This window comes from Demequina salsinemoris (assembly GCF_000974805.1).
In the GTDB taxonomy this organism is placed as follows: domain Bacteria; phylum Actinomycetota; class Actinomycetes; order Actinomycetales; family Demequinaceae; genus Demequina; species Demequina salsinemoris.
In genome coordinates this window covers 691,076-715,893 of record NZ_BBQZ01000001.1, presented here as the reverse complement: position 1 = coordinate 715,893, position 24,818 = coordinate 691,076, and the positions used below count along the sequence as shown (strand labels likewise).

Here is a 24,818-nt window from a genome sequence, read left to right as displayed (position 1 = left end):
GAAGACCCCCGGGAGCCTCGGCTCCCGGGGGTCTTCGCATGCCCTGGCACCTCCGCTGGCCTTCACGCTTCGCGCGCATCGGCCCGATGCGTTCGCGCGTGGCTGCGCGTCATTCGCCAGGCGAGGCATGGAGATCGCTCTGCTCGCGCATGACCTGCCACATCGGCGTCGCACGCTCCACGCCGTAGACCGTTCCTGGGAAGTCGAGCTCGCGCTGGATCCGCCAGATCTCCTCGTGATGGTCGGGCGAGTACAGATGCGCGGGATGGCCGACCGCGATCCAGTGGATCGGAACGGTCGTCCCGGCCTCGAGCAGGGTGTTCACCTGGACGACGCCGCCGATCCTGATCTCACATCCCTCGCCCACGCGAGCACCGGGGAAGATCGCGGCACCCGTGGCGACGAACGATCCGCCGCCGACGGTCGCGCCCGACACATGCGCATGCGGCCCGATCATCACGGCGTCGCCGATCACGCACGCGTGCCCGCTGCGCGACTTCACGACCGCGTTCTCCATGACGATGCTGTCGGCACCGATCGAGACCGGCCCCTGCTCCCCGCTCACCACGGCGCCATGGAGCACTCGTGCCCCGGGTCCGAGGACGACGTCGCCGCTCACCACGGCCGACGCGGCCACCGATGCCGTCGGATCGATCCGCGGGCTCACCTCGCCGTGCTCCACGATCATCGCGCGCCTCCTCAGTCGGGCACTCGCCGCCAGGCCGCGCGGCCTGTCGTGCCCAGCGTACGTCCGGGAACGTCGATGGCCCCAGGGAGAGGACCTGGGGCCATCGACGCAAGGCAAGCGTCAGACCGCGGACCAGCCGCCGTCCGACGGCATGATGACGCCGTTGAGGTTCACGCCGTCGTCGGACAGCAGGAACGTGATCGACGCCGCGAGCTGGTCGGCGGTGGTGGGTGGCGGAGCGACGGACAGCGCCCCCATGACCCTGTCCTGGCCGAGCTCCGAGTCGAAACGCGCCTCGATGTTCGTGATCACGCCGCCAGGAGCGACCGCGTTGACGCGGATCCCGCTCGGTCCGTACATGAACGCCGAGCTCTTCGTCATACCCACGACGGCGTGCTTCGACGACGTGTACGCGACGCCCGCGGCCGAGCCGCGCAGCCCCGCCTCCGAGGCGACGTTCACGATCGAGCCCTTGCCCGCGGCGAGCATCATCGGCAGGACCGCACGGGTGAGCTTCATGAGACCCGTGACGTTGACCGCGAAGACCCGCTCCCAGACCTCGTCCGAGACCTCGTGCAGCGGGGTCATGTTGTCCATGATCCCCGCGACGTTCGCGAGCGCGTCGACCTTCCCTCCGGACGCCTCGATCACACGCGCCAGGTCCTCGTCCTTGGTGACGTCGGCGGTGACGACGGTGACGTCGCTCCCGTCGAGCTCCTGGGACAGGCTCTCGAGGCGCTCGGCGGAGATGTCGAGCGCGATGACCCGACCTCCCTCGCGGGCGACGCGGGAGGCGGTGGCCCGGCCGATGCCGGAGCCTGCACCGGTGACGATCACCGTCTGGCCGGTGAAGCGACCCTCGGTGATCCGCTCCTTCCATTCCGGCTGCTCCTCGGCAGCGTGCGTGAGTGCCGAGACATCGTCGGGGGTCACGGGGATGCGCTCCTCGTCCTGCCCCGCGGGGGCACCTCCCGCCGCGGCCGCCTCGTCCGCCTTGGCGATCAGCATGTCGAGCGTCTCCTGAGTGAAGCGCCCACCGCTGATCTTGATGAGCTTGTTCATGGAGAAGCGCTTGACGGGAGCCATCGCCTTCTCGCTCTGACCTGACTCCGCGAGCATCTGCCGGATCACGGGACCTCCGTAGGGGTCCTTGAACCAGTCGGCGATCTTGGTGTCACCGTTGAGGTGGGTGTGCGTGGTTGACATGGGGGACTCGTCCTTTCGTGAGATCAGGCGCGCGCCGCCGCGTGCTTGGCGGCGAGGTATCCGAAAACGGTCGCCGGAGCGATCGTGGAGCCGGCACCCGGGTAGGTGCGGCCCATGACCGACGCGGTGGCGTTGCCGGACGCGTACAGGCCGGGGATCGGCGCGCCCTGGGTGGAGATGACGCGGGCGTGCTCGTCGGTGAGCAGCCCGCCTTTGGTGCCGAGGTCGCCGGGGACGACCTGCACCGCCTGGAACGGACCCTTCTCGAGGGTTCCGAGGTTGGGGTTGGGGCGGACCGTGGGGTCGCCGTAGTAGTTGTCGTACGCGGTCCGACCGCGATCGAAGTCCTCATCGACTCCGGCGCGGGCGAACCCGTTGAAGCGCTCGACCGTCTGGGCGAGCACGGACGGGTCGACGCCGATCCTCGGAGCGAGCTCCTCGATCGTGTCGGCCTCGACGAGGATGCCGGCCTCCTTGTACCTCTTGGTGCCGGTGAGGAAGGCGTTGAAGAGGTACCGGTGACGGTGCCGGCGGTCGATGATCATCCAGCACGGGATGCTCGGCACGGTCCTGTGGTGCTCGAGGATGTCGTGACCGACGTCGATGTAGCTCGCGGACTCGTTGGTGAAGCGGCGCCCCTCCTGATCGACGAAGATCGTGAACGGCATCGACCGCTCGGCCACAAGGAAGGTCGCATCGCCGCCCTCGGGGTCGGGGATCGAGGCGCCCCACCACGCATCGTCCATGAGCGCGACCGCGCCTCCCGCGTCGATGCCGACCTGGATGCCGGAGCCCACGTCGCCCTCGGGAGCGGACGTGTAGCCCTCGATGCCGTGGTGCTCGAGGCGCCACCCCTTGTTGCGCGCGAACCCTCCGGTCCCCAGGACGACGCCCTTGCGCGCCTTGACGCGGAGCACGCCCGACGGGGTGGTCACCTCGGCGCCGACGACGGCGTCCCCCTCCTTGATGAGCGAGGTCACGGGGCTCGAGAGCATCACCTCGGTCCCCTGGTCCTTCACGATGGCCATGAGCCCGCCGGTGTAGCCGCCGCCCAGACCGAACAGCTTCTTGCCGGTCGCGAAGCCGCCGACCGTGCGGAAGAAGAACTTCGCGCCGCGGATGAAGCCGTCAGCGGTGGACCAGGCGCGCGAGATGAGCCACACGTCGTCGGTCTTGATCGGGATCGGCGGAAGCATGTCCGCGGTGCGCCAGGTCTTCGCGTCCTCACCGAGAAGCCTGGCGTCGAAGGGCTTCGCCTCGATCGAACGGCCGCCCGCCATGCCGCCCGGCTTGTCCGGGTAGTAGTCGGGGTAGTCCTTCGAAGGCGCCCACTCCAGTCCGAGGCCCTCGAAGAGGCGGTACACCGCGGGGACGGACTCGACGAACGCGCGCCGACGCTCGGGTGACGACGCGGGCCCGACGTCGCCGATCGTCTCCTGCATGTAGCGAAGGATGTCGTCGGTCGAGTCCTGCTTGCCGATGGCGGCCATCCCGGGGTGACCCGGCATCCACAATCCCCCGCCTGAGATGGCCGTGGTGCCGCCCCACCTGTCCGTGCTCTCGACGACGAGGACCTCGAGACCCTCGCTCGCGCCGGTCACCGCCGCGGACAGCGCTGCGGCGCCGCTCCCGGCGACCAGCAGGTCGACCTCTCTGTCCCAACCGGGCATGTGCGCGTTCCCTCCGCAACCGGACATCGTTGTCCGGTTGCTAGCCTAGCGGGATGGCCACCCCTCGCGCCAACCCCGGCCCGCGCGCCGCCGCGGCGAACCGCCGCGCGCTCATCGACGCCGCCCGCGTCCTCTTCGACGAGCGAGGCATCGACGTGCCGCTCGTCGAGATCGCGCGCCGCGCGGGCGTGGGCCAGGGAGTGCTCTACCGCCACTTCCCCGACAGGGCCTCGCTGGCCTTCGCCGTGTTCGACGAGAACATGACCCAGCTCGAGACCCTCGCCGCGCAGCACAGCCCTATGTCACTGCGCAGGCTCGGCCACGAGGTCTCGCACCGCGTCCAAGGCATCGCGCCCCTGATGTCCTTCGCCACGAGCTCGCCAGACGATCCGCGCCTCACATCGCTCGAGGCTCGCATGCGCGTCCTGCTCACCGCCGCGCGCGAGCACGCGCAGGCCACGGGCCGGCTCCGCGAGGACGTCACCGTGGACGACCTCGTGATGACCCTCTCGATGGTCACGGCGTTGACGTGCTCGGTCCCTCCCGAGCAGCGCGAGACGAGCGCCGAGCATGCCTGGGAGATCCTCGAGCGAGGGCTCTCGGGGCGCTGACCCCGCGAACGGGGAGACCGCGCGTCCGCCGTCGCGGCGCACCCTGACCCGGGCTCTAGGAGGCCTGGTAGGTCACCCGGCCCGCGCACACGGTGAGCGCGACCGGCATCGCGCGCATCGTCTCGACGTCCGCGACGAACGGATCGACGTCCGTGACGACGAGGTCGGCTGCTCCACCCACCTCGAGCTCCGGGGCCACCCACGACGCCTCGAGCGCCGTGCGCACGTCCAGCGCATTGTCGATCTCCCACGGCTCGCGGCCGTCGCGCGTGCGGAAGACCGCCGCCGCGATCGCGAGCCACGGGTCCAGGGGCGCCACCGGAGCGTCGGAGCCGAAGGTGAGGGTCGCGCCGGCCTCCTGGAGCGCCCGGTACGGGAAGGCACGCCGGGTGCGGCCCGCCCACAGCCGGTCGGTGACGTCGCGATCGTCGAGCAGGTGCTCGGGGTGCACCGCCGCGATCACGCCGAGCTCGGCGAATCTCGCCAGGTCCTCGTCGGCGACGAGCTGCGCGTGCTCGATCGTGCCACGGGCGCCGGTGGCCTCGAAGGCGTCGAGCGCGCGCGCGACAGCGAGATCGCCGATCGCGTGCAGCGCGATCGTGAAGCCCGCCGCGTCCGCATCCCGCAGGATGCGGTGCAGCTCCTCCTCGGTGTACTCCGCGTGGCCATGGCTGCCGTTGAGGTCCGCGTCGTGGCACAGCGCCGTGCCCGAGTTCAGCGCCCCATCGGAGATCAGCTTGAGCGAGCCGACGGTCACCATCCCCGCGGTACCGGGGACGACGTCGCCCGTGCGCTGGCCACGACCCGCCGCGACCCCGAGGTGCTCAAGGTAGACGTTCGCGACGATCCGCACCGAGTCCATGCCCCGCGCGAACCGCCCCTGCCACACGAGCGGGTTGTCCGCCATGTGCATGTCGCTGACCCGGGTGACCCCGCGCGCGGCCGCTGCCGCGAGCGCCGCGGCGACCACCTCATCGTCCCTGGCCGAAGCCTCGAGGTCGGCGGCCTTCTCGATCGCGAACGCCGGGGCCTCGCGCACGAGGCCGGCGTGCGGCGCCCCGAATCGCTCGGCAGCAGCCGCGTTGATCCACACCGTGTGAAGGTCGTGCGCGTACAGCACCACCGGGCGCCCCGCGTGCCCCGCGTCGCCGGCCGCGTCGTCCAGCATCGTCCCCGTGGCCTCGCGAGACCACAGGGCGTCCTGGAAACCGCGGCCCACGAACGTCGCCTCCGACGGAGGCGACGCCGACAGCGCCTCCCGGACCCGCTCCGCGGCCTCCTCGGGCTCGCGTGTGCCCGACACGTCCAGGCGCGCGAGGTGGTGCGCCCACGTGGTGAAGTGCGCGTGATTGTCAGCGAGACCCGGCATGACCCAGCGGCCCGCCAGGTCGATCGCCTCCGCATCGTCCGTCGGGGCCTGCCCCGCCGGCACGATCCCCGCGATGCGGTCACCCTCGACCACGACGTCCATGGGCAGGTCTCCCCCGCCCACGAGCCGGACGGACCTCAGCACCAGCGTCACGCTGTTCTCCTCGTCGATCTGGGGGGACGAGGGCGACATTACTCCGAACCCCGGGCGCGCCCGGACGACCCGTCAGGCGGAGTCGCGCTCCACGAGCTCGATCGGCAGGATCGTCGACCACGGGCGCTCGTTGCCCGCGAGCACGTCGAGGAGGATGTCGGCCATCTCGCGCCCCATCGCCTCGGACGGCTGCTTGACGGTCGTGAGCTGCACGGGGCCCTGCACCGCGTGAGGGCTGTCGTCGTAGCCGACCACCGCGACGTCCTCGGGTATCCGACGTCCGCTGTCCAGGAGCACGGGCAGAGCGGCCGACGCCATGAGGTCCGACGCGACGAACACCCCGTCGACCTCCGGATACCGGGCCAGCAGCTCGCGCATCGCCTGGGCGCCGCCCAGCGCGGTGAAGTCTCCGCTGATGGCGGGGCCCGGCTCGAGGCCCGCGGCAGCGACCACGCGGCGCCAGCCTCGCGTGCGCTCGTTGGCCGACTGCATGTCGGTGGGGCCGCTGATCGTCGCGACATGCCTGCAGCCGCGCTCGACGAGACGCGAGGCCGCGACCGCGCCGCCCTCCTCGTTGTCGACGTCGACCACCCAGGTGTCGATCTTGTCGAGGCCCGGACGGCCTCCGAAGACCAGGGGGATCGCGTCGCCGATGCGCTCCAGGAAGTGGTCCGACGTGTGGTGCGAGACCACCACCGCGCCGTCCACGGCGCCGCCCATGAGGTAGCGGGAGTTCTTCGCACCAGGGTCGGAGCTCGCCACCATGAGGTTGAGGACGTAGTCCGACTGCTCGAGCCGATCGTTGATGCCCGCCACGATCGACGCGAAGAACACGTCGCCGAAGAACCTCGTGATGTCCTCGGGCACCACGAGAGCGATCGCGTGGCTCTGCGCGGAGGCGAGCGAGCGTGCCGCGCGGTTGGGCACGTACCCGAGCTCGGAGATGGCGGCTCGCACCGACTCGACCGAGGCAGGGTTCACCTTGTCGGAGCCGTTGACCACCCTCGAGACGGTCGCCCGGGACACCCCGGCCCGCGCGGCCACCATCTCGAGGGTCGGCGCCACGTGACGCACGGCGCTCATGTCGGTCTCTTCTCCGGGGTCGGGCATGGGGTCATGATTCCAGAGGCCCCACGCCTGACCAACGAGGAAGCGATCACCGGACTATCCCTTGACCGCGCCCTGCATGATGCCGGACACCAGCTGCTTGCCCGTGAAGATGAACAGCAGCAGCAGCGGCAGCGTGGCGAGCAGCACGCCCGCGAGTACGAGCGAGTAGTCCACGAAGTAGTTCGCCTGGAGCAGCGACAGCGCCACCGGCAGCGTCGGGTTCTTCGGGTCGAGCACGATGAACGGCCAGAAGAAGTTGTTCCACGTCGTCACGAAGGTGAACAGCGCGAGCATCGCGGCCGCGGGGCGCGCCGCCGGAAGGCCGACGTGCCAGAAGGTACGGATCATCGAGCATCCGTCGACGCGCGCCGCCTCGATGAGCTCCGTGGGCAGCGACTGGGACAGGTACTGCGTCATCCAGAACACGCCGAACGCCGTGACGAGCGCGGGGATGATGACCGCGCCGAGCGACCCGGTCCAGCCGAACTTCTGCATGAGGATGTACAGCGGGACGACGCCGAGCTGCACCGGCACCGCCATGGTCGCGATGACCGCGACGAGCAGAGGGCCCGAGCCCTTGAAGCGGAGCTTCGCGAACGCGAATCCGGCGAGCGTGGACAGCACGACCGTGCTGACGGCGGTCGTCGTCGACACGATGATCGAGTTCGACAGCGCCTTCCAGAAGCTCACGGCCGGGTTCGAGATCACGGCGGCCGCGTTCGCGAGGAAGTTGCCCCCCGGCCACCACGACATGTTCTGGTCGTAGATGGTCGACTGGTCGCCCGAGCCGATGAGGAAGGACCAGTAGAACGGGAAGATCGCGGTGGCGAGGACCACGGCCAGCGCGCCGTAGACGAACCAGGACGGGCGACCTGAGCTGATGGACGTGGAGGTCTTGCGGCGTGCCATCACTTGCCTCCCTTCGAGGCGGAGAGCTGCTTCTGCTTCGGCTTCGCCTTCTTGGCGACGGTGTCGCTGGCGATGAGCCTCTGCGTGAGGAAGAAGTTGACGAGGCTGATGGTCACGATGATGAGGAAGAGGATCCACGCGACCGCTGCCGCGCGACCGAAGTTGAACTTCACCCAACCGGTGTTGTAGAGGTACATCGTGATCGTGAGCCACTGCTTGTTGGCTCCGCCGAGGCCGTACGTGTCGTACATGCGCGGCTCGTCGAAGATCTGCAGACCGCCGATCGTCGAGGTGATGATGACGAACACCAGCGTCGGGCGGATCTGCGGCATCGTCACGGAGAAGAACCGCCTGGACGTTCCCGCGCCGTCGAGCGCGGCGGCCTCGTAGAGGTCGCGCGGGATGGCCTGCATCGCCGCGAGCAGGATCAGGGCGTTGTAGCCGGTCCAGCGAAAGTTCACCATCGTGGCGATCGCGATGTGGCTGGGGATCACGTCCGTGTGCCACAGGATCGACTGGAACCCGAGGTCGTTGAGGACCGAGTTCACGAGCCCGTACTTGTCGCCGAACATGTTGGAGAAGATGAGGGCCACCGCCACCGGGGCGACGACGTACGGCAGCAGGACTCCCATGCGCCAGAACGTCTTCGCGCGCAGGTTCTGATCGAGCATCGCGGCGATGAAGGTCGCGACGATCAGCTGCGGGACGGAGGACAGCAGGAAGATCGAGAAGGTGTTGCGCAGAGCGATCCAGAACTCGCGGTCCTGCAGGACGAACGCGAACTGGTCGAGGCCGATGAACTCACCGGTGTTGCGCACCTGGTCCCAGTCCATCATCGAGATGAACGCGGTGTAGAGGATCGGGAAGAGTCCCGTGATGCCGAAGACGATGAAGAACGGCGCGATGTAGAGGTACGGCGAATACTTGACGTCCCAGCGGCCGAGGCGCTGACGGAGGGTCAGCTTGGCCTTTCCGCCGGACTGCCGCTGCTCGTCCGTGGGACGGTCAGGGCGCTGCAGGGTGGTGGTCATGAGGGGTCCTTCGAGGTGACCGCTGCGACCCGGGCCGCCCCCTTGCGGAGGCGGCCCGGGACCGCGGCGTGGTTAGCCGAGAGCGGCGATCTCGTTGAGGGCCTGGTCCCAGGACGTCGTGGCGTCCTGCGAACCGTCCTCGACGCGGGTCAGCGCGTTCTGGATGATGTCGTTCACGTCGAAGTAGGACGTGCCCTTGTAGGGCGACACGGTGATCGCGTTGGCACGGTTGGAGAAGATCGTGCCGAGCGAGTCGGTGTTGAAGTACTCGGCCTTGGTCGGCGAGTCACCCGACGCGAAGGCGTCGTTCAGGGCGGTCTCGTCGGTGAGGGCCTCGTTCTGGCTCGGGAAGGTACCCGCGTTGGCGAGAGCCTTGAGCTGCTGCTCGGGAGCGGTCAGCCAGGCGGCGAACTCGGTCGCAGCCTCGACGTTGGCGCCGTCGGCGGGAACGGTCAGGTACGAACCGCCCCAGTTGCCGCCGCCGCCGGGGAAGACGTCCGCGACGTTCCAGCCGGTGCTGTCAGGAGCGGCACCCTGGATCACGCCGAGCATCCAGCCCGGGCAGAGCATCGTCGCGAAGTCCTCGTTGGCGAGGGCCGCGTACCAGTCGTCCGACCACTGCGACAGGTGCGCCGAGAGGTCGGCCGAGGCGTCGGTCACCGAGGTGAACACGCCCGCGGCGTCCGAGTTGGCGATGTCGATGATGTCACCCGTGTCCGGGTCCTCGTAGGCGTCCGCGACCTGGTTGATCATGCCCTGGTAGATCGCGCCAGCACTGTCGAACCAGGCACCGCCGCCACCGGCGACGTAGTCCTCGCCGACGGAGAAGAAGGTGTCCCAGTCGCCCTCGAGGAGGGCCGCGACCTCGGTCGGGTCGGTCGGCAGACCGGCCGCCTCGAAGAGGTCCGCGTTGTAGCAGACGGCCTCGGGGCCGATGTCGGTGCCGTAGGCGACCAGGCGGCCGTCGGCGTCGGTGGCGGCCTCGGTCTTCCAGTCGAGCCAGCGACCGGCGACGTCGTCAGACGTGAGGTCCGCGAGCAGGTCCGCGTACTCCATGACCTCGGGCAGCCAGTCCACCTCGATCGCCTCGACGTCGGCGAGGCCGCCGGCGCCCAGCTTGGCGAAGTAGTTGGTGCGCGCGTCGTTGGAGGTTGCGGCGACGTTCGCCTCGATCGTGACGTTCGGGTGCAGCTCCGTGTACTCGTCGAGCAGGTCCTGCGTGTAGCCGAAGTCGTTGAACGTCGAGATCGTCAGCGTGATGGGCTCCTCGCTGTCGCCGCTGCTCGAGCCCTCGGCCATCGCCGAGTCAGAAGCCGACGGGTCGGAGTCGCCGCCGCCGGAGCAGGCGGCGAGGGTCAGGGCGAAGACGGCTGCACCCGCAGCGATCCCCGCCTTCCTGGTGCGTGGTGTGAGGCTCACTTTCACTCCCTTGTGAAGTAGGTGCAATGACGATTCCCGAGAACGCCCAACCCCTCTGTGGGAGCGCTCTCACGAACCGCCTTGAACGTACGCCCCGGGGATATGCCCGTCAAACGTTGCAAGCGTTTGCATACGCGTGTCGAAACACAATCGTTACCAAAACTGCGCGCGCAACCGGTTTTTTCGTGAGAGCGCGTTCACGTGCTCCGGAGAGCGCTCTCACATTGGGGCGGTCGGCCACTCGCCACTGGCCGGACACCGCATCGCCACCGTCCGTGCGCCCGCCCCGGCCCCTCCCCTTCCGCACCGCCTCGCGCCATGGCATCGTGTCGGCATGCGACGACGCGCTGCAGGGACACGGACGATGCTCGCGCTGGCCTGCGCAGGAGCCGTCGCCGGGTGCGCGGCACCCATCGACAACGGCGACCTGGACGCGTCCGACAGCCCGGTCGCTCGGTACGACTGGGATCCCGGCTCCGGCGGCATGGAGGCGCTGATGTCGGGCACGCTCCAGCTGCGCGACGGCTGCCTCTACGTGGCGGCGGACGAGGGCGACGCGTCGTCAGCGGCCCTCCCTGTGTTCTCGCGGGCGCTCGCCGCGTGGGACGCGGCGAGCGAGACGCTCACCTACGCGGGCGTCAGGTACAAGATCGGCGACTGGGTCGAGGCCGGCGGCGGCTGGATCCAGCCCACCGCGAGCATGACGATCCCGGACGCATGCGAGGCGGACGCGTGGGGAGACGTCGTCGCCGTCCAGGACACCTCGCTCGAACCGGCCGGCTGACGCCCGACGACGGCACGCTCGGAGGCGGGGGACACGAGCGCCGCGCTCCCGGATACTCGACGTATACCAGCGGTATACCGGCCCCTCCCATGCTCGGAGCACGTGCATGAGCACGAACTCGAGGGGAGAGAGCCATGAGCATCGTCAACTTCAGCCACAGCCCGCAGGGCTACCCGTCGTTCAGGTTCGACCTGGGCGCCATCGCCACCCCGGTCATCACGCTCGGCGCGGCCGCCGCGCTCGCCGCGGGTGTCGGCTTCGCCTTCGCCGCCAGCTCCGACGACATCGCCCCTGTGTGCGACAACCTGTCGCCGGTCGCGGGCGTCACCGTCTGCTGACCGAGCGGACGGCTCAGGCGTCCCGAGAGGCCGCGGTCCGTAGCACGCGGGCCGCGGCCTCGACCGTCACCACCGCCGGACGTGCGCGCCCCTCGGCGAGAAGCGCCTCGTAGCGTTCGTCGCCGAGGGACACCCGCATCGTCTCCTCCGCGGCCGTCGAGTCGGGCGTCAGCCTCCAGCGGTACGTGGACCAGCGCGCGCTCGCGGCGCCCAGGAGACGCGCGCACTCCTCCGCATCGTCCCGATGGCCGACCACCGCGGCCACCCTGAGGACCCCCGGCAACGGCCCCTCCCAACCGAGGAAGCCGAGCACCTCGAGCGTCTCGCCCGCGAGGGCGGCAGCGACGTCCTCGCGCCCCGCCTTGAACGCGATCGACGCCACCGCGGACAGCGCCACCGCGAGCCGCGGTCCGCGCCCGAACACGCGCCACCGCGCCGGCAGCGCCAGGCACTCGTCGAGCGCTGCGTCGTCAGACGAATCGAGGGCCCTCAACAGCACCGCGTTGGACTCGAGGCGAAGCTCGGCCTCCTCGTAGCGGCGACCGCGACACAGCGCCAACCCTCTGACGGACTCCTCGTCGGCCACGGCGAGCAGAAGGTCCTCTCCCGACGGGTCGAGCGCGCCCACGAGCGCGACCTCGGCCACGCCCGCCCTGAGATTCGCCTCGATGGCCCCCTCGTCGAGTCGCCGAGCCTCGTCCGCGGCCCGCAGCCCCAGCTCGACCGCCTCGGAGAAGCGCCCCTGCTCGCCCAGCACGGTCGCCGTCCAGTAGTCGACCCACAGCACCTGGGACGCGTCGCCGGCCCTCTCGAATCGTTCCCGCGCTGCCCCCAGGTGACGGTGGGCCTCGGCCGGGAACCCGCTCAGCCCCGCGAGGGCCCCGGCCATGAGCTCGACCTCCGCGCGCAGGACCGCGGGGACCTCGCGCCCCTGCGCGGCGTCGAGCGAGCGCGACACCCATGACCTCAGGAGCGGGAGCCGACCGATCGACAGCAGCGCCCAGTTGCCACGGCCCGCGAGCTGCATCGCGAGCTCGACGTCGCGGCGCGCGAGCGCGCGATCGAAGGCGACCCGCGCATCGAGCAGGTGGCATTCGAGCTCGCGGATCCACTCCGAGGTCGCCCCCTGGACCCCCGCGCCCACGCGCTCGACCACGTCGGCCATCCAGGCTCCGTGCCGCTCCTCCCAACGACCCGCGTCGTCCCCGAGGTTCTCGCGGCCGAACTCGCGCACCGTCTCGAGCAGGCTGTAGCGGTCGCGATCGTGCTCGAGGACGGACCGCTCCACGAGGTCGGCGAGGATCATGGGGATGTCGTCAGCGGCCACGACGTCGTCGGCGCACACCGCGATCACCGCTGACGCCTCAGCCGGTCCGACGAACACCGAGAGCCGGTCGAGGAGCTCCCGCTGATGCGAGTCCAGCAGTCGATAGCTCCACTCCGTCGTCGCGCGCAGGGTCCGATGCTGCGACGGGGCCCCGACCTCACCCGCGGTCAGCAGGCGGAAGCGGGCGCTCAGCCCCGCCTCGAGCGCGGACGCGGACATCCCCGCGAGGCGTGCTGCCGCGAGCTCGAGCGCGAGCGGCATGCCGTCAAGGCTCCTGCACACGCGTGCGAGGTGCGCGGCGTCGTCCATGTCCGGCGCGAACGACTCGCCCGCGCGCCCCGCCCTCTCGAGCAGCAGCCGGCCCGAGGCGCTCGCGGCGAGCGCCTCGAGACTGTCGCCCTCGGGCAGCCCGAGCGCGGGGATCCGCCACCGCCGCTCGCCGTGGACATGGAGCGGCACACGGGTGGTCACGAGCACGCGGAGCCTGGGGCATCGCGTCAGCAGCTCGTCCACGAGCCGCGCGACGGGCTCGACGATGTGCTCGCAGTTGTCGAGCACGAGCATGCCCGGCCGCGCGGACAGCCAGGCCGCGAGCGCCTCGGCGGGCGCCCCGTCGAGCTGGAGGGGCATCCCCGCCGCGCGAGCGATGTGGAGGGGGATGGCCGCGGGGTCGGCCAGTCCAGCGAGCCCGACCCACCAGACGTCTCCCGCGTCTCCCGCGTCGGCGAGCTCGTGGGCCACGCGCAGCGCCACACGGGTCTTGCCAGCCCCTCCCGGGCCGACGATCGTGACGAGCGGCTCCGTCGCCATCAGCCGCACGAGCCCCCGCACGTGCTCCTCCCGACCGATGAGCTCGGTGCGCTCGACCGGCAGCGGCGCGCGTGGAGGCTGCGCCGCCCCGACCGCGGGCGCGGCCTGCGGCGCGGACGGCGCGGGCAGCTCCTCACGCAGCATCCGCAGGTGCAGCGCGGAGACGTCGGGGCCGGGATCGAGTCCGAGCTCGTCCGCAAGGCGTTCGCGCAGCTCCTCGAACACGCGCAACGCCTCCGAGCGCCGCCCCGCCCGCCACAGGGCCTCCATCCGCAGCGCTGCGACCCTCTCGTCGTTCGGCTCGTCGCGCGCGAGGATCTCGAGCTCGGTGAGCGTCTCGTGGGGCGCGCCCGCAGCGATCCGCTCGGTGCACCACCCCTTCCGGGCCTCGCGGTGCAGGCCGGCGAGGCGCTCTGCCTCCGCGCGCGCGAAGGTCTGGCCGATGCCCGCGTAGGGCTCCCCTCCCCAGCGCGCGAGCGCGTCGGCGAAGGTCGCGCCGTCGCGGGCATGGACCGCGGCGACGACCGCCGATTCGAACGCACCGACATCGGTCGCCTCCTGCTCGAGCGCGAGCACGTAGCCCGACGGCCGCGTGAGCAGCGTCTGCCAGGAGTCCTGACGTTCGGGCTCGAGGAGCCGCCGGATCTGCGACACGTAGGTCTGGATGATCTTGGGCGCGGTGAGAGGGGGCTCGTCGTCCCAGAGAGCGTCGAGGATCCGGTCGACGGGGACGATGCGGCCAGCGTGGCTCGCGAGGAGCGCGACGAGGGCGCGCCTTCCGTCGCCCTGGACCGGGATGGGGGTGCCGTCGCGGACGACGCGGACGTCCTCGAACAGCTCGATCGAGGGCGCGACCGCACCCGTGTCGGCGTACGCCTCGACGACTTCGACCACGATCGCCCCCAGTCGCGGCGCCCCTTGCGCCTCCCCCTGTTGACACGTCCACTGTAAAGGTTGAGAACGATCCGCGCACGGGGTCTCGACGGCGAGCGACCCCGAACGGCGGACCTCACCCTCGAAGCGACGGTGAGCGACCCGCGACAGGCGTCGGGCCCGCGTGCGCGCGTCAGTGAGCAGGCGAGCGCGCGTCAGCGGGGCGGCGTGCGCGGGTCAGCGAACGATCGTCGCCTGGCCCAGGACCCGCGTGCCCGCGTAGACCACGAGGCTCTGGCCCGCCGCGATCCCGCGGGTGGGCTCGTCGAGCTGGACGACGAGCCGGTCGCCCTCACGCGTGACGACGCCGGGCAGCGGGGCACCGTGCGCGCGCACCTGCGCCTCGCAGCGGGTCGCCTCGTCGGCGGGGACGTCCGGGGCGAGCCAGACCGCCCTGTCACCCACGAGCGTCGACACCGACAGCAGCGTCTCGGGGCCGACCGTGACGACGTTGCGGACCGTGTCGACGCCGGTGACGTACCGCGGCTTCCCGTCGGCTGCCGGGTTGCCGAGCCCGAGCCCCTTGCGCTGTCCGACCGTGTACGAGTACGCGCCGCTGTGCGCGCCGACGACCGCACCGTCCTGGTCGACGATCTCGCCGGGGCGCTCTCCGAGCTCGCGCTCGAGGAAGCCCTTCGTGTCGCCGTCGGCGACGAAGCAGATGTCGTACGAGTCGGGCTTGTTGGAGACTCCGAGCCCGCGCGCGGCGGCCTCGGCGCGCACCTCGGTCTTCGAGGCGACGGTGCCCAGCGGGAACATCGAGCGGGCGAGCTTGTCGGGGCCCATGACCGCGAGCACGTACGACTGGTCCTTGGCAGCATCGGCGGCCCGGTGCAGCTCGCGCACGCCGTCCTCGCGCAGGTCGATGCGCGCGTAGTGACCGGTCGCGACCGCGTCGAAGCCGAGCGCCGAGGCGCGCTCGAGAAGCGTGTCGAACTTGATGTGCTCGTTGCAGCGCACGCACGGGTTGGGCGTGCGTCCCGCCTCGTACTCGGACAGGAAGTCGGAGACGACGGTGTCGTGGAACTCGTCGCTCAGGTCCCATACGTAGTACGGGATGCCGAGGATGTCGGCGGCGCGGCGCGCATCGTTCGCGTCCTCGATCGAGCAGCAGCCGCGGCTTCCCGAGCGGTAGAGATCCCGGTTGCGGCTGAGCGCCATGTGGACACCGGTGACGTCATGACCCGCGTCGACGGCACGCGCGGCCGCGACGGCGGAGTCGACTCCGCCGGACAGGGCGGCGAGCACGCGCATGGGGACCTCACTGGAGCGTCGGGAACCCGACAAGTCTACGTGGCGCCCCGCGTTCCTCTTCGGCAGTGCCCGACAGCAGCGCACCGCGGCGGTGGCTCCTCGCTCCGCGCCCTACGTTCCGCTCGCTGCGGCCTCCGCGCTCTCCAGCGTCCCCACATTTCCCTCGGTGCTGCCAGGCCTCGCCCACCGCACGACCCGGACCGCACCCTTCGCGAGCAGCGCACCCAGCAGGGTGCCCACGACGGCGAGAATCACGTCATCGACCGAGGCGACACGACCGGTCGCGAGCGCGAACTGCGCGGTCTCGATCGCGGTCACGATCACGAATCCCACGAGCACGCTGCGGCCGACTCCCCACCTCGGGTGGATCGCCAGCAGGAGTCCGAACGGAACGAACATCGCGACGTTGCCGCCGATCTGCACGAACGGCACCTGCCACCACACGCTGTTGGTCATCAGCTCCACGATCTCGGCGAAGGGGACGAGCGAGACGGAGCGCCGCCCCACGTCCCCCGTGCCCGTGAGCGTCACCGACGCGACGCAGACCGCCCACGCGAGAAGGCCGCCGGCGCGGAGGATGCGGAGGACAGGCCGGGGTCGCCGTCGAAGACCGGGGACGCCCGCCACCACGAGCGCGACGAGCGCGAACGCGTAGCCGCTCAGCACGAGCATCGATTGCACCTCGCCGCCGAACGCGCGCCACAGCTGCACCATCAGAGCCCCCGATCGATGTCACCCCTGCATGGAGCCTAGAGCGCGCCCTGAGCGGCAGGCCCCTCCGACGCGCGTCACGCCCGCCGCGCGCCGATGCGGCGACCCAGCTCGGCGGCGTCGCGCTGCACGGACTCCACGATCATCGCGAGCCAGGGCCTGTCGCCGCGCCGGGAACCGAACGTGACCGCGATCGCCGCGATCGGCCAGCCCGCGTGGTCCCGCACGGGCACCGCGACAGAGGCGAGCCCCGCGGTGACCGACCCGTCCTCCCAGGCGTACCCGCGCCGCCGGGTGACGCGCACGAGCTCCTTGAGGTCGCGGTAGGACCTCGGCGACCCCTCTGGCGCGGACTCGAACGCCGCGCGCGAGGGGAAGGTGGCCCGCAGCTGAGCGTCGGGCAGGGCCGACAGGATCGCGCGCCCCGAGGCGGTCGAGAGCGCGCTGAGCCGGACCCCCACGTCGGTGATGAGCGTCGGCCTGCGGGGCGCGCGCTCCTCGACGATGTAGACGACGTCGCGACCCTCGAGGACGGCGAGGTGCGCGGACTCCCCCATGCGGTCCACGAGCCCCGCGAGCACGGGAGTTCCGAGCCGGGCGAGCGGCTGCTGCCGCGAGTAGCCGGATCCGAGCTCGTACGCCGCGACGCCCAGCCCGTAGCGCGACTCCTCGGGCAGGTGGACCACGTAGCCGTGCTCGACCATCGCGGCCAGCTGCCGGTACAGCGAGGCCCTGGGGATGCCCAGGGACGATGCGAGATGTCCCGCGGTCACGGGGCCACGCTGGCGCGCGAGGTGGGTGAGGATCGTGAGCGCCTGGTCCACCGCGGGCGCCGCGGGACGCGCGCCGCCGGGAGCCTCATGCGTTTCCACCACGTCACCAGTCTCACATATGAGACACAACCGTCACGAAGCGAGGCCGCGAGCGAGGCGCGCGGCCGTTTCATGAACGCATGACCCTCCTCGACGTCGCCTCCATCAACCCGGCCGCCCCGACCGTCACGCTCGGCTCCGGCGCCCCGTCCCCCGCCGACGTCGTCGGCGTCGCGCGCCACGAGGCGCGCCTCGTGATCGACCCTGCCGCCCTCGAGGCGATGGCCGCGTCCCGCGCGGTCATCGAGGCGCTCGCCGCCGACCCCCAGCCCCACTACGGGGTGAGCACGGGCTTCGGCGCTCTCGCGACCACGTTCATCGACAGCGACCGCCGCCGCCAGCTCCAGCTCAGCCTGGTCCGCTCGCACGCCGCGGGCTCGGGCCCCGAGGTCGAGCGCGAGGTGATCCGTGCGCTCACGATGCTGCGCCTGTCGACGCTGCTCACCGGGCGCACCGGCGCGCGCCCCGTGGTCGCCGAGACCTATGCCGCGATGCTCAACGCCGGGATCACCCCCGTCGTCCACGAGTACGGCTCGCTCGGCTGCTCGGGCGACCTCGCGCCGCTGTCGCACGTCGCGCTCGCCGCGATCGGCGAGGGCCAGGTCCGCGACGGCTACGGCTACCTCATGGACGCGGCCACCGCGCTCAAGGCGGCCGAGATCGAGCCGCTCGCGCTCGAGGAGAAGGAGGGCCTGGCCCTCATCAACGGCACCGACGGGATGCTCGGGCAGCTGCTGCTCGCGCTCACCGACCTGGACCGCCTCGTCACGACCGCCGACGTCACCGCGGCGATGAGCGTCGAATCGCTGCTCGGCACCGACGCGCCGTTCGCCGAGGACCTCCAGGCGCTGCGCCCGCACCCCGGCATCGGCGCCTCCGCGCACAACCTGACCCGCATCCTCGAGGGCTCGGGGATCGTCGCGAGCCACCGCGGACCCGAGTGCACGCGCGTCCAGGACGCCTACTCGCTGCGCTGCGCACCCCAGGTCGCGGGCGCGGTCCGCGACACGATGGCGCACGCGTGGCTTGTCGCGAGCCGCGAGCTCGCCTCGGCGGTCGACAACCCCGTGGTCACGCCCGACGGTCGAGTCGAGTCCAACGGCTCGTTCCACGGCGCCCCGGTCGCCTACGTGCTGGACTTCCTCGCCATCGCGGTCGCGGACCTCGCGAGCATGGCCGAGCGCCGCATCGACCGCATGCTGGACCCGTCGCGCAACCATGGCCTCACGCCGTTCCTCGCGCACGAGGTCGGCGTCGACTCGGGCCTCATGATCGCCCAGTACACGGCCGCGGGCATCGTCTCCGAGCTCAAGCGGCTGGCCGTTCCCGCGTCGGCCGACTCGATCCCGTCGTCCGCGATGCAGGAGGACCACGTGTCGATGGGCTGGCACGCCGCCCGCAAGCTCCGCACGGCGATCGACGGGCTCGCCCGCGTGCTCGGCATCGAGCTGCTCGCGGCCTCTCGCGCCCAGGCGCTGCGCGCCCCTCTCGAGCCCTCCCCCGCGACCGCCGCGGCCTCCGCGCTCGTGGCCGAGGCCGCAGCCCCGGGAGCCGACCGCTTCCTCGCCCCCGAGATCGACGCCGCGGCCACCGCGGTCCGCGAGGGTCACGTCCTCGCTGCGGTCGAGTCCCGCATCGGCCGCCTCGCGCACGCCTAATCCAGACAACGTACAAGCCAGCCCGATACCAGGAGAGATGATGACCGCCACCGAGACCTCCCGCATCGTCCGTGCCGCCCGGGGCACCGAGCTCACCGCCAAGTCCTGGCAGACCGAGGCACCCCTGCGCATGCTCATGAACAACCTGGACCCCGAGGTCGCGGAGCGGCCCGAGGACCTCGTGGTCTACGGCGGCACGGGCCGCGCGGCCCGCTCGTGGGAGGCGTACGACGCGATCGTCGCGACCCTGCGCGACCTCGAGTCCGACGAGACGCTGTTGGTCCAGTCGGGCAAGCCCGTCGGCGTGTTCCGCACCCACGAGTGGGCGCCGCGCGTGCTGATCGCGAACTCGAACCTCGTGGGCGACTGGGCCACGTGGCCCGAGTTCCGCCGCCTCGAGGCCGAGGGCCTCATGATGTACGGCCAGATGACGGCCGGGTCGTGGATCTACATCGGCACGCAGGGCATCCTCCAGGGCACGTACGAGACCTTCGCCGCGGCCGCACGCCAGCGTGCCGAGCGCGAGGGACGCGACCCCTCGACCGCCACGCTGCGCGGCACGCTGACGCTCACCGGCGGCGCGGGCGGCATGGGCGGCGCGCAGCCGCTCGCGGTCACGCTCAACGAGGGCGCATGCCTGATCGTCGACGTGGACCGCTCGCGCCTCAAGCGCCGCGTGGACCACGGCTACCTCGACGTCGTCGCGTCAGACCTGGACGATGCGATCGCCCAGTCGGTCTCGGCGCGCGCCGAGGGCCGGGCCCTGTCGGTGGGCGTGGTCGGCAACGCCGCGGAGGTCTTCCCCGAGCTGCTGCGCCGCGGGGTGCCGATCGACCTGGTCACCGACCAGACCTCGGCGCACGACCCGCTGTCCTACCTGCCGATCGGCTACACGGTCGAGGAGTGGCACGACCGCGCGGCCGCCGACCCGGAGCAGTTCACGATCGACGCCCGCCACGCGATGGCGCGCCACGTCGAGGCGATGGTCGGCTTCAAGGACGCGGGGGCCGACGTGTTCGACTACGGCAACTCGATCCGCGCCGAGGCGAAGCTGGGCGGGTACGAGCGAGCCTTCGACTTCGCTGGCTTCGTGCCCGCGTACATCCGCCCGCAGTTCGAGGAGGGCCGCGGGCCGTTCCGCTGGGCCGCCCTCTCGGGCGACCCGGAGGACATCGCCAAGACCGACCGCGCGCTCATGGAGCTGTTCCCCGAGCACGAGTCGCTCCACCGGTGGCTCAAGGCCGCGGGCGAGAAGGTGCACTTCGAGGGCCTGCCCGCGCGCATCTGCTGGCTCGGCTACCAGGAGCGTCACCTCGCGGGGCTCAAGTTCAACGAGATGGTCGCGAGCGGCGAGCTGTCCGCGCCGATCGTCATCGGCCGTGACCATCTCGACTCGGGCTCCGTCGCCTCGCCGTACCGCGAGACCGAGGGCATGAAGGACGGCTCGGACGCGATCGCCGACTGGCCGCTGCTCAACGCCCTGCTCAACACCGCGTCGGGCGCCACCTGGGTGTCGCTGCACCACGGCGGCGGCGTCGGCATCGGCCGCTCGATCCACGCGGGCCAGGTCATCGTGGCCGACGGCACCGATCTGGCGGCCGAGAAGATCGCCCGCGTGCTGGTCAACGACCCTGGTACCGGCGTGATGCGCCACGTCGACGCGGGCTACGACCACGCGAAGGACGTCGCCCGCGAGCGTGGCCTGCGCGTCCCCATGATGGAGCAGGGCGAGTGACCACCGTCGAGACGGGGAGCATCGTTCACGCGGACGCCGCGCGCGATGCGCGCGCGCTCGATCCGGTCGCGGCGCTGGAGGAGGTGGCGCCGATCGGACGCGATGATCTGAGGGGCGGCTGGTCGCGTCACCTCCTCGACGATGCGGACCTCAAGATGCGCGAGTGGTTCTTCCAGACGGCATTGCGGCTGGGTCTGGGCGTCGAAAGCGACAGGAACGCGAACCAGTGGGCCGTGTGGAGTCCCGAGGGCGCGACAGGTCCCGCGGTCGGCACCGGCTCGCATCTGGACTCGGTGCCCGGCGGAGGCCCGCTCGACGGACCACTCGGCGTCGTCTCATCCCTCGCCGCGGTCTCGCGCCTCATCGCGGAGGGCCACCGTCCCACCCGACCGATTCGCGTCGCGAACTTCGCCGAGGAGGAGGGCGCGCGCTTCGGCGTGCCATGCCTGGGCTCGCAGCTGCTGTGCGGTGAGCTCACGGCCGAGCGCGTGGGCGCGCTCACGGACAACTCGGGCACCACCGCGCGCGAGGTGCTGAGCGAGGCGGGCTTCGACCCGGACGCGATCGGCGCCGACCCGAAGTGCCTGGCAGACCTGGCAATGTACGTCGAGCTGCACGTCGAGCAGGGCCGTCAGCTCGAACCGCTGGGCGCGCCCGTGGGCCTCGCGACCGGGATCCTCGCGCACGGCCGCTGGCGGCTCACGATCAACGGCCGCGGCGACCACGCGGGCGCCACCGAGCTGGACTCGCGCCACGACCCCATGCTCGTCGCGGCGGCGACGATCCAGGCCGCACGCGCCCGCGCACTGCTCGCGGACCCGTCCACCAAGGCGCGCGCGACAGTCGGCAAGCTCCAGGTGGTCCCCGGCGGCTCGAACGCGATCGCCTCCGAGGTGCGCCTGTGGCTCGACGCCCGCGCCGAGCACGACGCCGACGTGCGCGCGCTCGTGGACGGGATCCTCACGGACGCGCGGAAGGCCGCGCGCGGGGAGGGCTGCGAGATCGAGCTCTCCGAGGAGTCCTTCAGCACGCGAGTGACGTTCGACTCCGGCCTCACCGACCGACTGCACGAGGCGATCGCCCCCCGCGCCGGCATCGTCCCTCGTATCCCCACAGGAGCCGGCCATGACGCGGGCATCCTCGCCGCGTACATCCCGACGGCGATGCTGTTCGTCCGCAACCCCGACGGGGTCTCGCACTCGCCCCACGAAGGCGCCTCCGACGACGACATCCGCGCGGGCGTCGACGCGCTCACCGATGCGCTGCGCGCGCTGACCGCGGAGACCTCATGAGGATCGCCTGCCGCCGCCTGGTCCTGCCGGAGCAGGTGCTCAGCGACGTCGTGATCGACCTGGACGATGCGGGCGTCGTGACGACCTGGAAGCAGGACACCCCCGGCACGCCCGCCGACCTCACGGTCGCACTGGCGGCGCCCGCGTTCGCGAACACCCACAGCCACGCCTTCCACCGTCGGCTTCGAGGCCGCACCAACTCCGGAGGCGGCGACTTCTGGCGCTGGCGCGAGGTCATGTACGCGGAGGCTGCGGCGATGGACCCCGACCGCCTGCGCGCGGTCGCCGCGGCGGTCTACGCGGAGATGGTCGCGGCCGGCTACTCGGCCGTCGGCGAGTTCCACTACCTGCACCACCGGCCGGACGGCCTTCCCTACGAGGATCACGCGATGGAGATCGCCCTCGCGGAGGCGGCCGAGGCCGCGGGGATCAGGCTCACGCTGCTCGACACGCTCTACCTCCAGGGTGGTTTCGGGCGACCTCTCGAGGGCGCCCAGCAGCGCTTCACGGACGGTTCCGTCTTCGGGTGGCTCAGGCGGTGGCACTCTCTTCGCGAGGCGCTCGCCGCCGCACATCCGGGCGTCACGCTCGGCGCGGCGATCCACTCGGTGCGCGCGGTGTCCGAGCAGGACCTCGGCGACGCCGTGGCGGGCCTGCCCCCCGAGGCGCCGCTTCATGTGCACCTGTCCGAGCAGACCGCGGAGAACGACGACTGCCTCGCCGCCACCGGGATGCCCCCGACCGCGCTGCTCGCGCAGGCAGGGGCACTGACCGAGCGCACGACCGTCGTCCACGCCACCCACCTGACCGACGAGGACGTCGCGCTGCTCGGAGCCGCTCGGGTATCCGTGTCCATGTGCCCCACGACCGAGGCGGACCTCGGCGACGGGCTCGGGCGTGCCGCGGACCTGCGCCATGCCGGTGCGAGGGTCACGATCGGCTCGGACCAGAACGTGGTGGTCGACCCATTCGCCGAGCTGCGAGGCCTCGAGGGCGGCGCGCGGCTCGCGTCGCATCGTCGCGGGGTCTTCTCCCCCGCCGCGCTGTGGCGCGCGGGCGGCATCGACGGCCACGCCTCGGTGTCCTCGCTGTCGTCGCGCGCGCAGGCACTGCGGGTGGGCCATCCGCTCGACCTCGTGATCCTCAACGCGCAGTCGGCCCGCACGGTCGGGTCGGAGCCTCACGAGCTCGTGCTGTCCGCCGCGGCTGACGACGTGATCGGCACCGTCGTGAGGGGCACGTATCGCGAATCGGCGAACCTGCGCGCCCGCGCGGTCGCCGCCTACCTGGTGACGGAGGCCACGCATGTCTGAGGCGATCGTCAACATCGGCCTGCTCGCCACCATGGACGACGGCGAGGGGCTCATGGGGCTGATCCGCGACGCCGCCGTGGTGATCGAGGACGGACGGATCGCGTGGGTCGGTCCGTCTTCCGAGGCTCCCGCGTCGGACACGGCCTTCGACGCCGAGGGCGCCGCGGTGATCCCCGGCTTCGTCGACTCGCACACCCATGCGGTCTTCGGGGGCGACCGCTCCGCGGAGTTCGACGCGCGCATGTCCGGCGCCCCGTACACCGCGGGCGGCATCCGCTCGACGGTCGCCGCCACCCGTGCGGCCTCCTCCGAGGAGCTCGCCGCCCGCACGCAGCGCCTGCTCGACGAGGCGCTGCGCCAGGGCACCACCACCGCCGAGATCAAGTCCGGCTACGGCCTTGACGTCGAGACCGAGCGCAGGCTGCTCGAGGTCGCGGGCCGCTTCACCGACGAGGTCACCTTCCTCGGGGCGCACGTGGTCGCGCCCGAGATGGCGGAGCGTCGCGCGGAGTATGTCGACCTGGTAGCAGGGACGATGCTGGACACGGCCACTCCCCTGGCTCGCTGGATCGACGTGTTCTGCGAGGAGGGCGCTTTCGACGTCGCGGAGACGCGCCGGATCCTGGAGGCCGGGCGCGGTGCCGGGCTCGGGCTGCGTCTGCACGCCAACCAGCTCACGCAGTCGGGCGCCGCGGCGCTCGGCGTCGAGCTGGGCGCGGCGAGCATCGACCACTGCACGTTCCTGTCGGACGAGGACGTCGACGCGCTCGCCGCCTCGGACACCGTCGCGACGTTCGTGCCGGGCGCCGAGTTCTCGACCCGCCAGCCCTACCCGCGCATCGACCGCCTGCGCGACGCCGGCGCGACCTGGGCGATCGCGTCGGACTGCAATCCCGGCTCGTCGTTCACGACGTCGATGCCGTTCTGCATCGCGCTCGCGGTGCGGGACATGCACATGACCCCGTCCGAGGCGATCAGGGCCGCGACCCTGGGCGGCGCCCAGGCGCTGCGCCGGATCGACGTGGGCCGCATCGTCCCTGGTGCGCGAGCCGATCTGGTCCTGCTGGACGCCCCCGACCCAGTTCACCTGGCCTACCGCCCGGGCGTGCCGCTCGTGTCGCGCGTGTGGCGCGACGGCGTCGTCACCGACCGCTGGGAGCACCGGGCGGGCTGACCAGGAGGAGTTCGCGCGAACAAGCCGGGTTGTGTGGGTACACCGGGTGGTGTCGGAGCGTCCGCCAAGCGAGACATCAATCAGCAAGCCCGCTAGCTCTCAATCCACCCAGCGGGGTCGCTGTGCACCTCGTCGGGACGTTTTCTGACACAAGGGGGCCGCGCCGGGCGGCGTGTCTCTCGCAACACGCCGCGGAGCCACCACGCGATGTGTCAGAAAGTGTCCGCGCAAGCGCGGAGAAGCCCAGCGAGCCGGCATGAGCGGCCCCGCACACACCGGAGCCGGCGCCCTAACGCCACCGCGTCGGAGCCCGAGGAGCGCAAGCGGCACCACGGCGACACCGTCCGGCCTGCGATACGCGTCGCAGCACCGCGCCGTCCAGCAGCCGAACGGAATCTGCGCGACGAGGTACGGCGTCCGCCTGCCCCACTCCCTGGGGTCCATGCAGCGC

The 24,818-nt window shown here is 71.5% G+C and carries 20 protein-coding genes; 8 read left to right on the top strand and 12 right to left on the bottom strand.

The window, feature by feature from the left end; translation table 11 throughout:
- Positions 1-109: 109 nt before the first annotated feature.
- From AOP78_RS03210 to AOP78_RS03200, 3 genes are all read right to left on the bottom strand, one after another.
- The gene (locus AOP78_RS03210) at positions 110-688 is read right to left on the bottom strand and encodes a gamma carbonic anhydrase family protein (protein ID WP_062201480.1); all 579 of its coding nucleotides are present in this window, start codon (positions 686-688) and stop codon (positions 110-112) included.
- A gap of 120 nt (positions 689-808) precedes the next feature.
- Complete coding sequence (locus AOP78_RS03205; RefSeq protein WP_062201478.1) at positions 809-1,894, bottom strand: SDR family NAD(P)-dependent oxidoreductase; 1,086 nt, start codon at positions 1,892-1,894, stop codon at positions 809-811.
- A 23-nt stretch (positions 1,895-1,917) separates the two neighbouring features.
- Positions 1,918-3,564: an FAD-binding protein gene (locus tag AOP78_RS03200; protein ID WP_062201475.1), complete on the bottom strand. Its 1,647-nt coding sequence runs from the start codon at positions 3,562-3,564 to the stop codon at positions 1,918-1,920.
- 53 nt (positions 3,565-3,617) lie between these two features.
- Here AOP78_RS03200 and AOP78_RS03195 point away from each other — a divergent pair, with 53 nt between their 5' ends.
- Positions 3,618-4,175, top strand: a complete 558-nt coding sequence (locus tag AOP78_RS03195) for a TetR family transcriptional regulator (protein ID WP_062201473.1) — start codon at positions 3,618-3,620, stop codon at positions 4,173-4,175.
- Positions 4,176-4,230: 55 nt separating this feature from the next.
- On the opposite strand, the gene AOP78_RS03190 is transcribed toward AOP78_RS03195, so the two are convergent.
- The 5 genes from AOP78_RS03190 to AOP78_RS03170 all read right to left on the bottom strand — a co-directional run bounded on the left by AOP78_RS03190 (position 4,231) and on the right by AOP78_RS03170 (position 10,166).
- The gene (locus AOP78_RS03190) at positions 4,231-5,697 is read right to left on the bottom strand and encodes an amidohydrolase (RefSeq protein ID WP_083979799.1); all 1,467 of its coding nucleotides are present in this window, start codon (positions 5,695-5,697) and stop codon (positions 4,231-4,233) included.
- Between the two features lie 72 nt (positions 5,698-5,769).
- On the bottom strand, positions 5,770-6,807 hold the full coding sequence (locus tag AOP78_RS03185) for a LacI family DNA-binding transcriptional regulator (protein WP_236685272.1): 1,038 nt from the start codon (positions 6,805-6,807) through the stop codon (positions 5,770-5,772).
- A 54-nt stretch (positions 6,808-6,861) separates the two neighbouring features.
- A complete protein-coding gene (locus tag AOP78_RS03180; RefSeq protein WP_062201467.1) occupies positions 6,862-7,716 on the bottom strand; it encodes a carbohydrate ABC transporter permease in 855 nt (284 codons plus the stop codon).
- Positions 7,716-8,747, bottom strand: a complete 1,032-nt coding sequence (locus tag AOP78_RS03175) for a carbohydrate ABC transporter permease (protein ID WP_062201464.1) — start codon at positions 8,745-8,747, stop codon at positions 7,716-7,718. The genes AOP78_RS03180 and AOP78_RS03175 overlap by 1 nt, the downstream gene beginning before the upstream one ends.
- A gap of 72 nt (positions 8,748-8,819) precedes the next feature.
- The gene (locus tag AOP78_RS03170; RefSeq protein ID WP_062201462.1) at positions 8,820-10,166 is read right to left on the bottom strand and encodes an ABC transporter substrate-binding protein; all 1,347 of its coding nucleotides are present in this window, start codon (positions 10,164-10,166) and stop codon (positions 8,820-8,822) included.
- A gap of 364 nt (positions 10,167-10,530) precedes the next feature.
- Between AOP78_RS03170 and AOP78_RS03165 the strand changes: the two genes are divergently transcribed.
- On the top strand, positions 10,531-10,950 hold the full coding sequence (locus AOP78_RS03165) for a hypothetical protein (protein ID WP_062201459.1): 420 nt from the start codon (positions 10,531-10,533) through the stop codon (positions 10,948-10,950).
- Positions 10,951-11,084: 134 nt separating this feature from the next.
- Positions 11,085-11,288, top strand: a complete 204-nt coding sequence (locus AOP78_RS03160; protein ID WP_062201457.1) for a hypothetical protein — start codon at positions 11,085-11,087, stop codon at positions 11,286-11,288.
- A gap of 13 nt (positions 11,289-11,301) precedes the next feature.
- Here AOP78_RS03160 and AOP78_RS03155 read toward each other — a convergent pair whose 3' ends face one another.
- From AOP78_RS03155 to AOP78_RS03140, 4 genes are all read right to left on the bottom strand, one after another.
- A complete protein-coding gene (locus AOP78_RS03155) occupies positions 11,302-14,319 on the bottom strand; it encodes an AfsR/SARP family transcriptional regulator (RefSeq protein ID WP_062201455.1) in 3,018 nt (1,005 codons plus the stop codon).
- Between the two features lie 216 nt (positions 14,320-14,535).
- Positions 14,536-15,612, bottom strand: a complete 1,077-nt coding sequence (gene mnmA / locus AOP78_RS03150) for a tRNA 2-thiouridine(34) synthase MnmA (RefSeq protein WP_062201453.1) — start codon at positions 15,610-15,612, stop codon at positions 14,536-14,538.
- A 111-nt stretch (positions 15,613-15,723) separates the two neighbouring features.
- The gene (locus AOP78_RS03145) at positions 15,724-16,326 is read right to left on the bottom strand and encodes a VanZ family protein (protein WP_062201450.1); all 603 of its coding nucleotides are present in this window, start codon (positions 16,324-16,326) and stop codon (positions 15,724-15,726) included.
- Positions 16,327-16,400: 74 nt separating this feature from the next.
- On the bottom strand, positions 16,401-17,198 hold the full coding sequence (locus AOP78_RS03140) for an IclR family transcriptional regulator (protein WP_236685271.1): 798 nt from the start codon (positions 17,196-17,198) through the stop codon (positions 16,401-16,403).
- A gap of 77 nt (positions 17,199-17,275) precedes the next feature.
- Here AOP78_RS03140 and hutH point away from each other — a divergent pair, with 77 nt between their 5' ends.
- From hutH to hutI, 5 genes are read left to right on the top strand one after another with little or no spacing between them, the layout of a single operon-like run.
- Positions 17,276-18,853 carry a histidine ammonia-lyase gene (gene hutH, locus AOP78_RS03135; RefSeq protein ID WP_062201448.1) on the top strand — a complete coding sequence of 526 codons (1,578 nt, stop codon included), beginning with the start codon at positions 17,276-17,278 and terminating at the stop codon, positions 18,851-18,853.
- A gap of 40 nt (positions 18,854-18,893) precedes the next feature.
- Entirely contained in the window at positions 18,894-20,588 is a 1,695-nt protein-coding gene (hutU, locus tag AOP78_RS03130) for a urocanate hydratase (protein WP_062201700.1), read from the top strand.
- Positions 20,585-21,880 (top strand): allantoate amidohydrolase, encoded by a 1,296-nt coding sequence (locus AOP78_RS03125; RefSeq protein ID WP_236685270.1) that lies wholly within the window; start codon positions 20,585-20,587, stop codon positions 21,878-21,880. Before hutU ends, AOP78_RS03125 begins: the two co-directional genes overlap by 4 nt.
- Complete coding sequence (locus AOP78_RS03120) at positions 21,877-23,193, top strand: formimidoylglutamate deiminase (protein ID WP_062201445.1); 1,317 nt, start codon at positions 21,877-21,879, stop codon at positions 23,191-23,193. Before AOP78_RS03125 ends, AOP78_RS03120 begins: the two co-directional genes overlap by 4 nt.
- Positions 23,186-24,367: an imidazolonepropionase gene (gene hutI, locus AOP78_RS03115; RefSeq protein WP_062201443.1), complete on the top strand. Its 1,182-nt coding sequence runs from the start codon at positions 23,186-23,188 to the stop codon at positions 24,365-24,367. Before AOP78_RS03120 ends, hutI begins: the two co-directional genes overlap by 8 nt.
- The last annotated feature ends 451 nt before the right edge of the window (positions 24,368-24,818 follow it).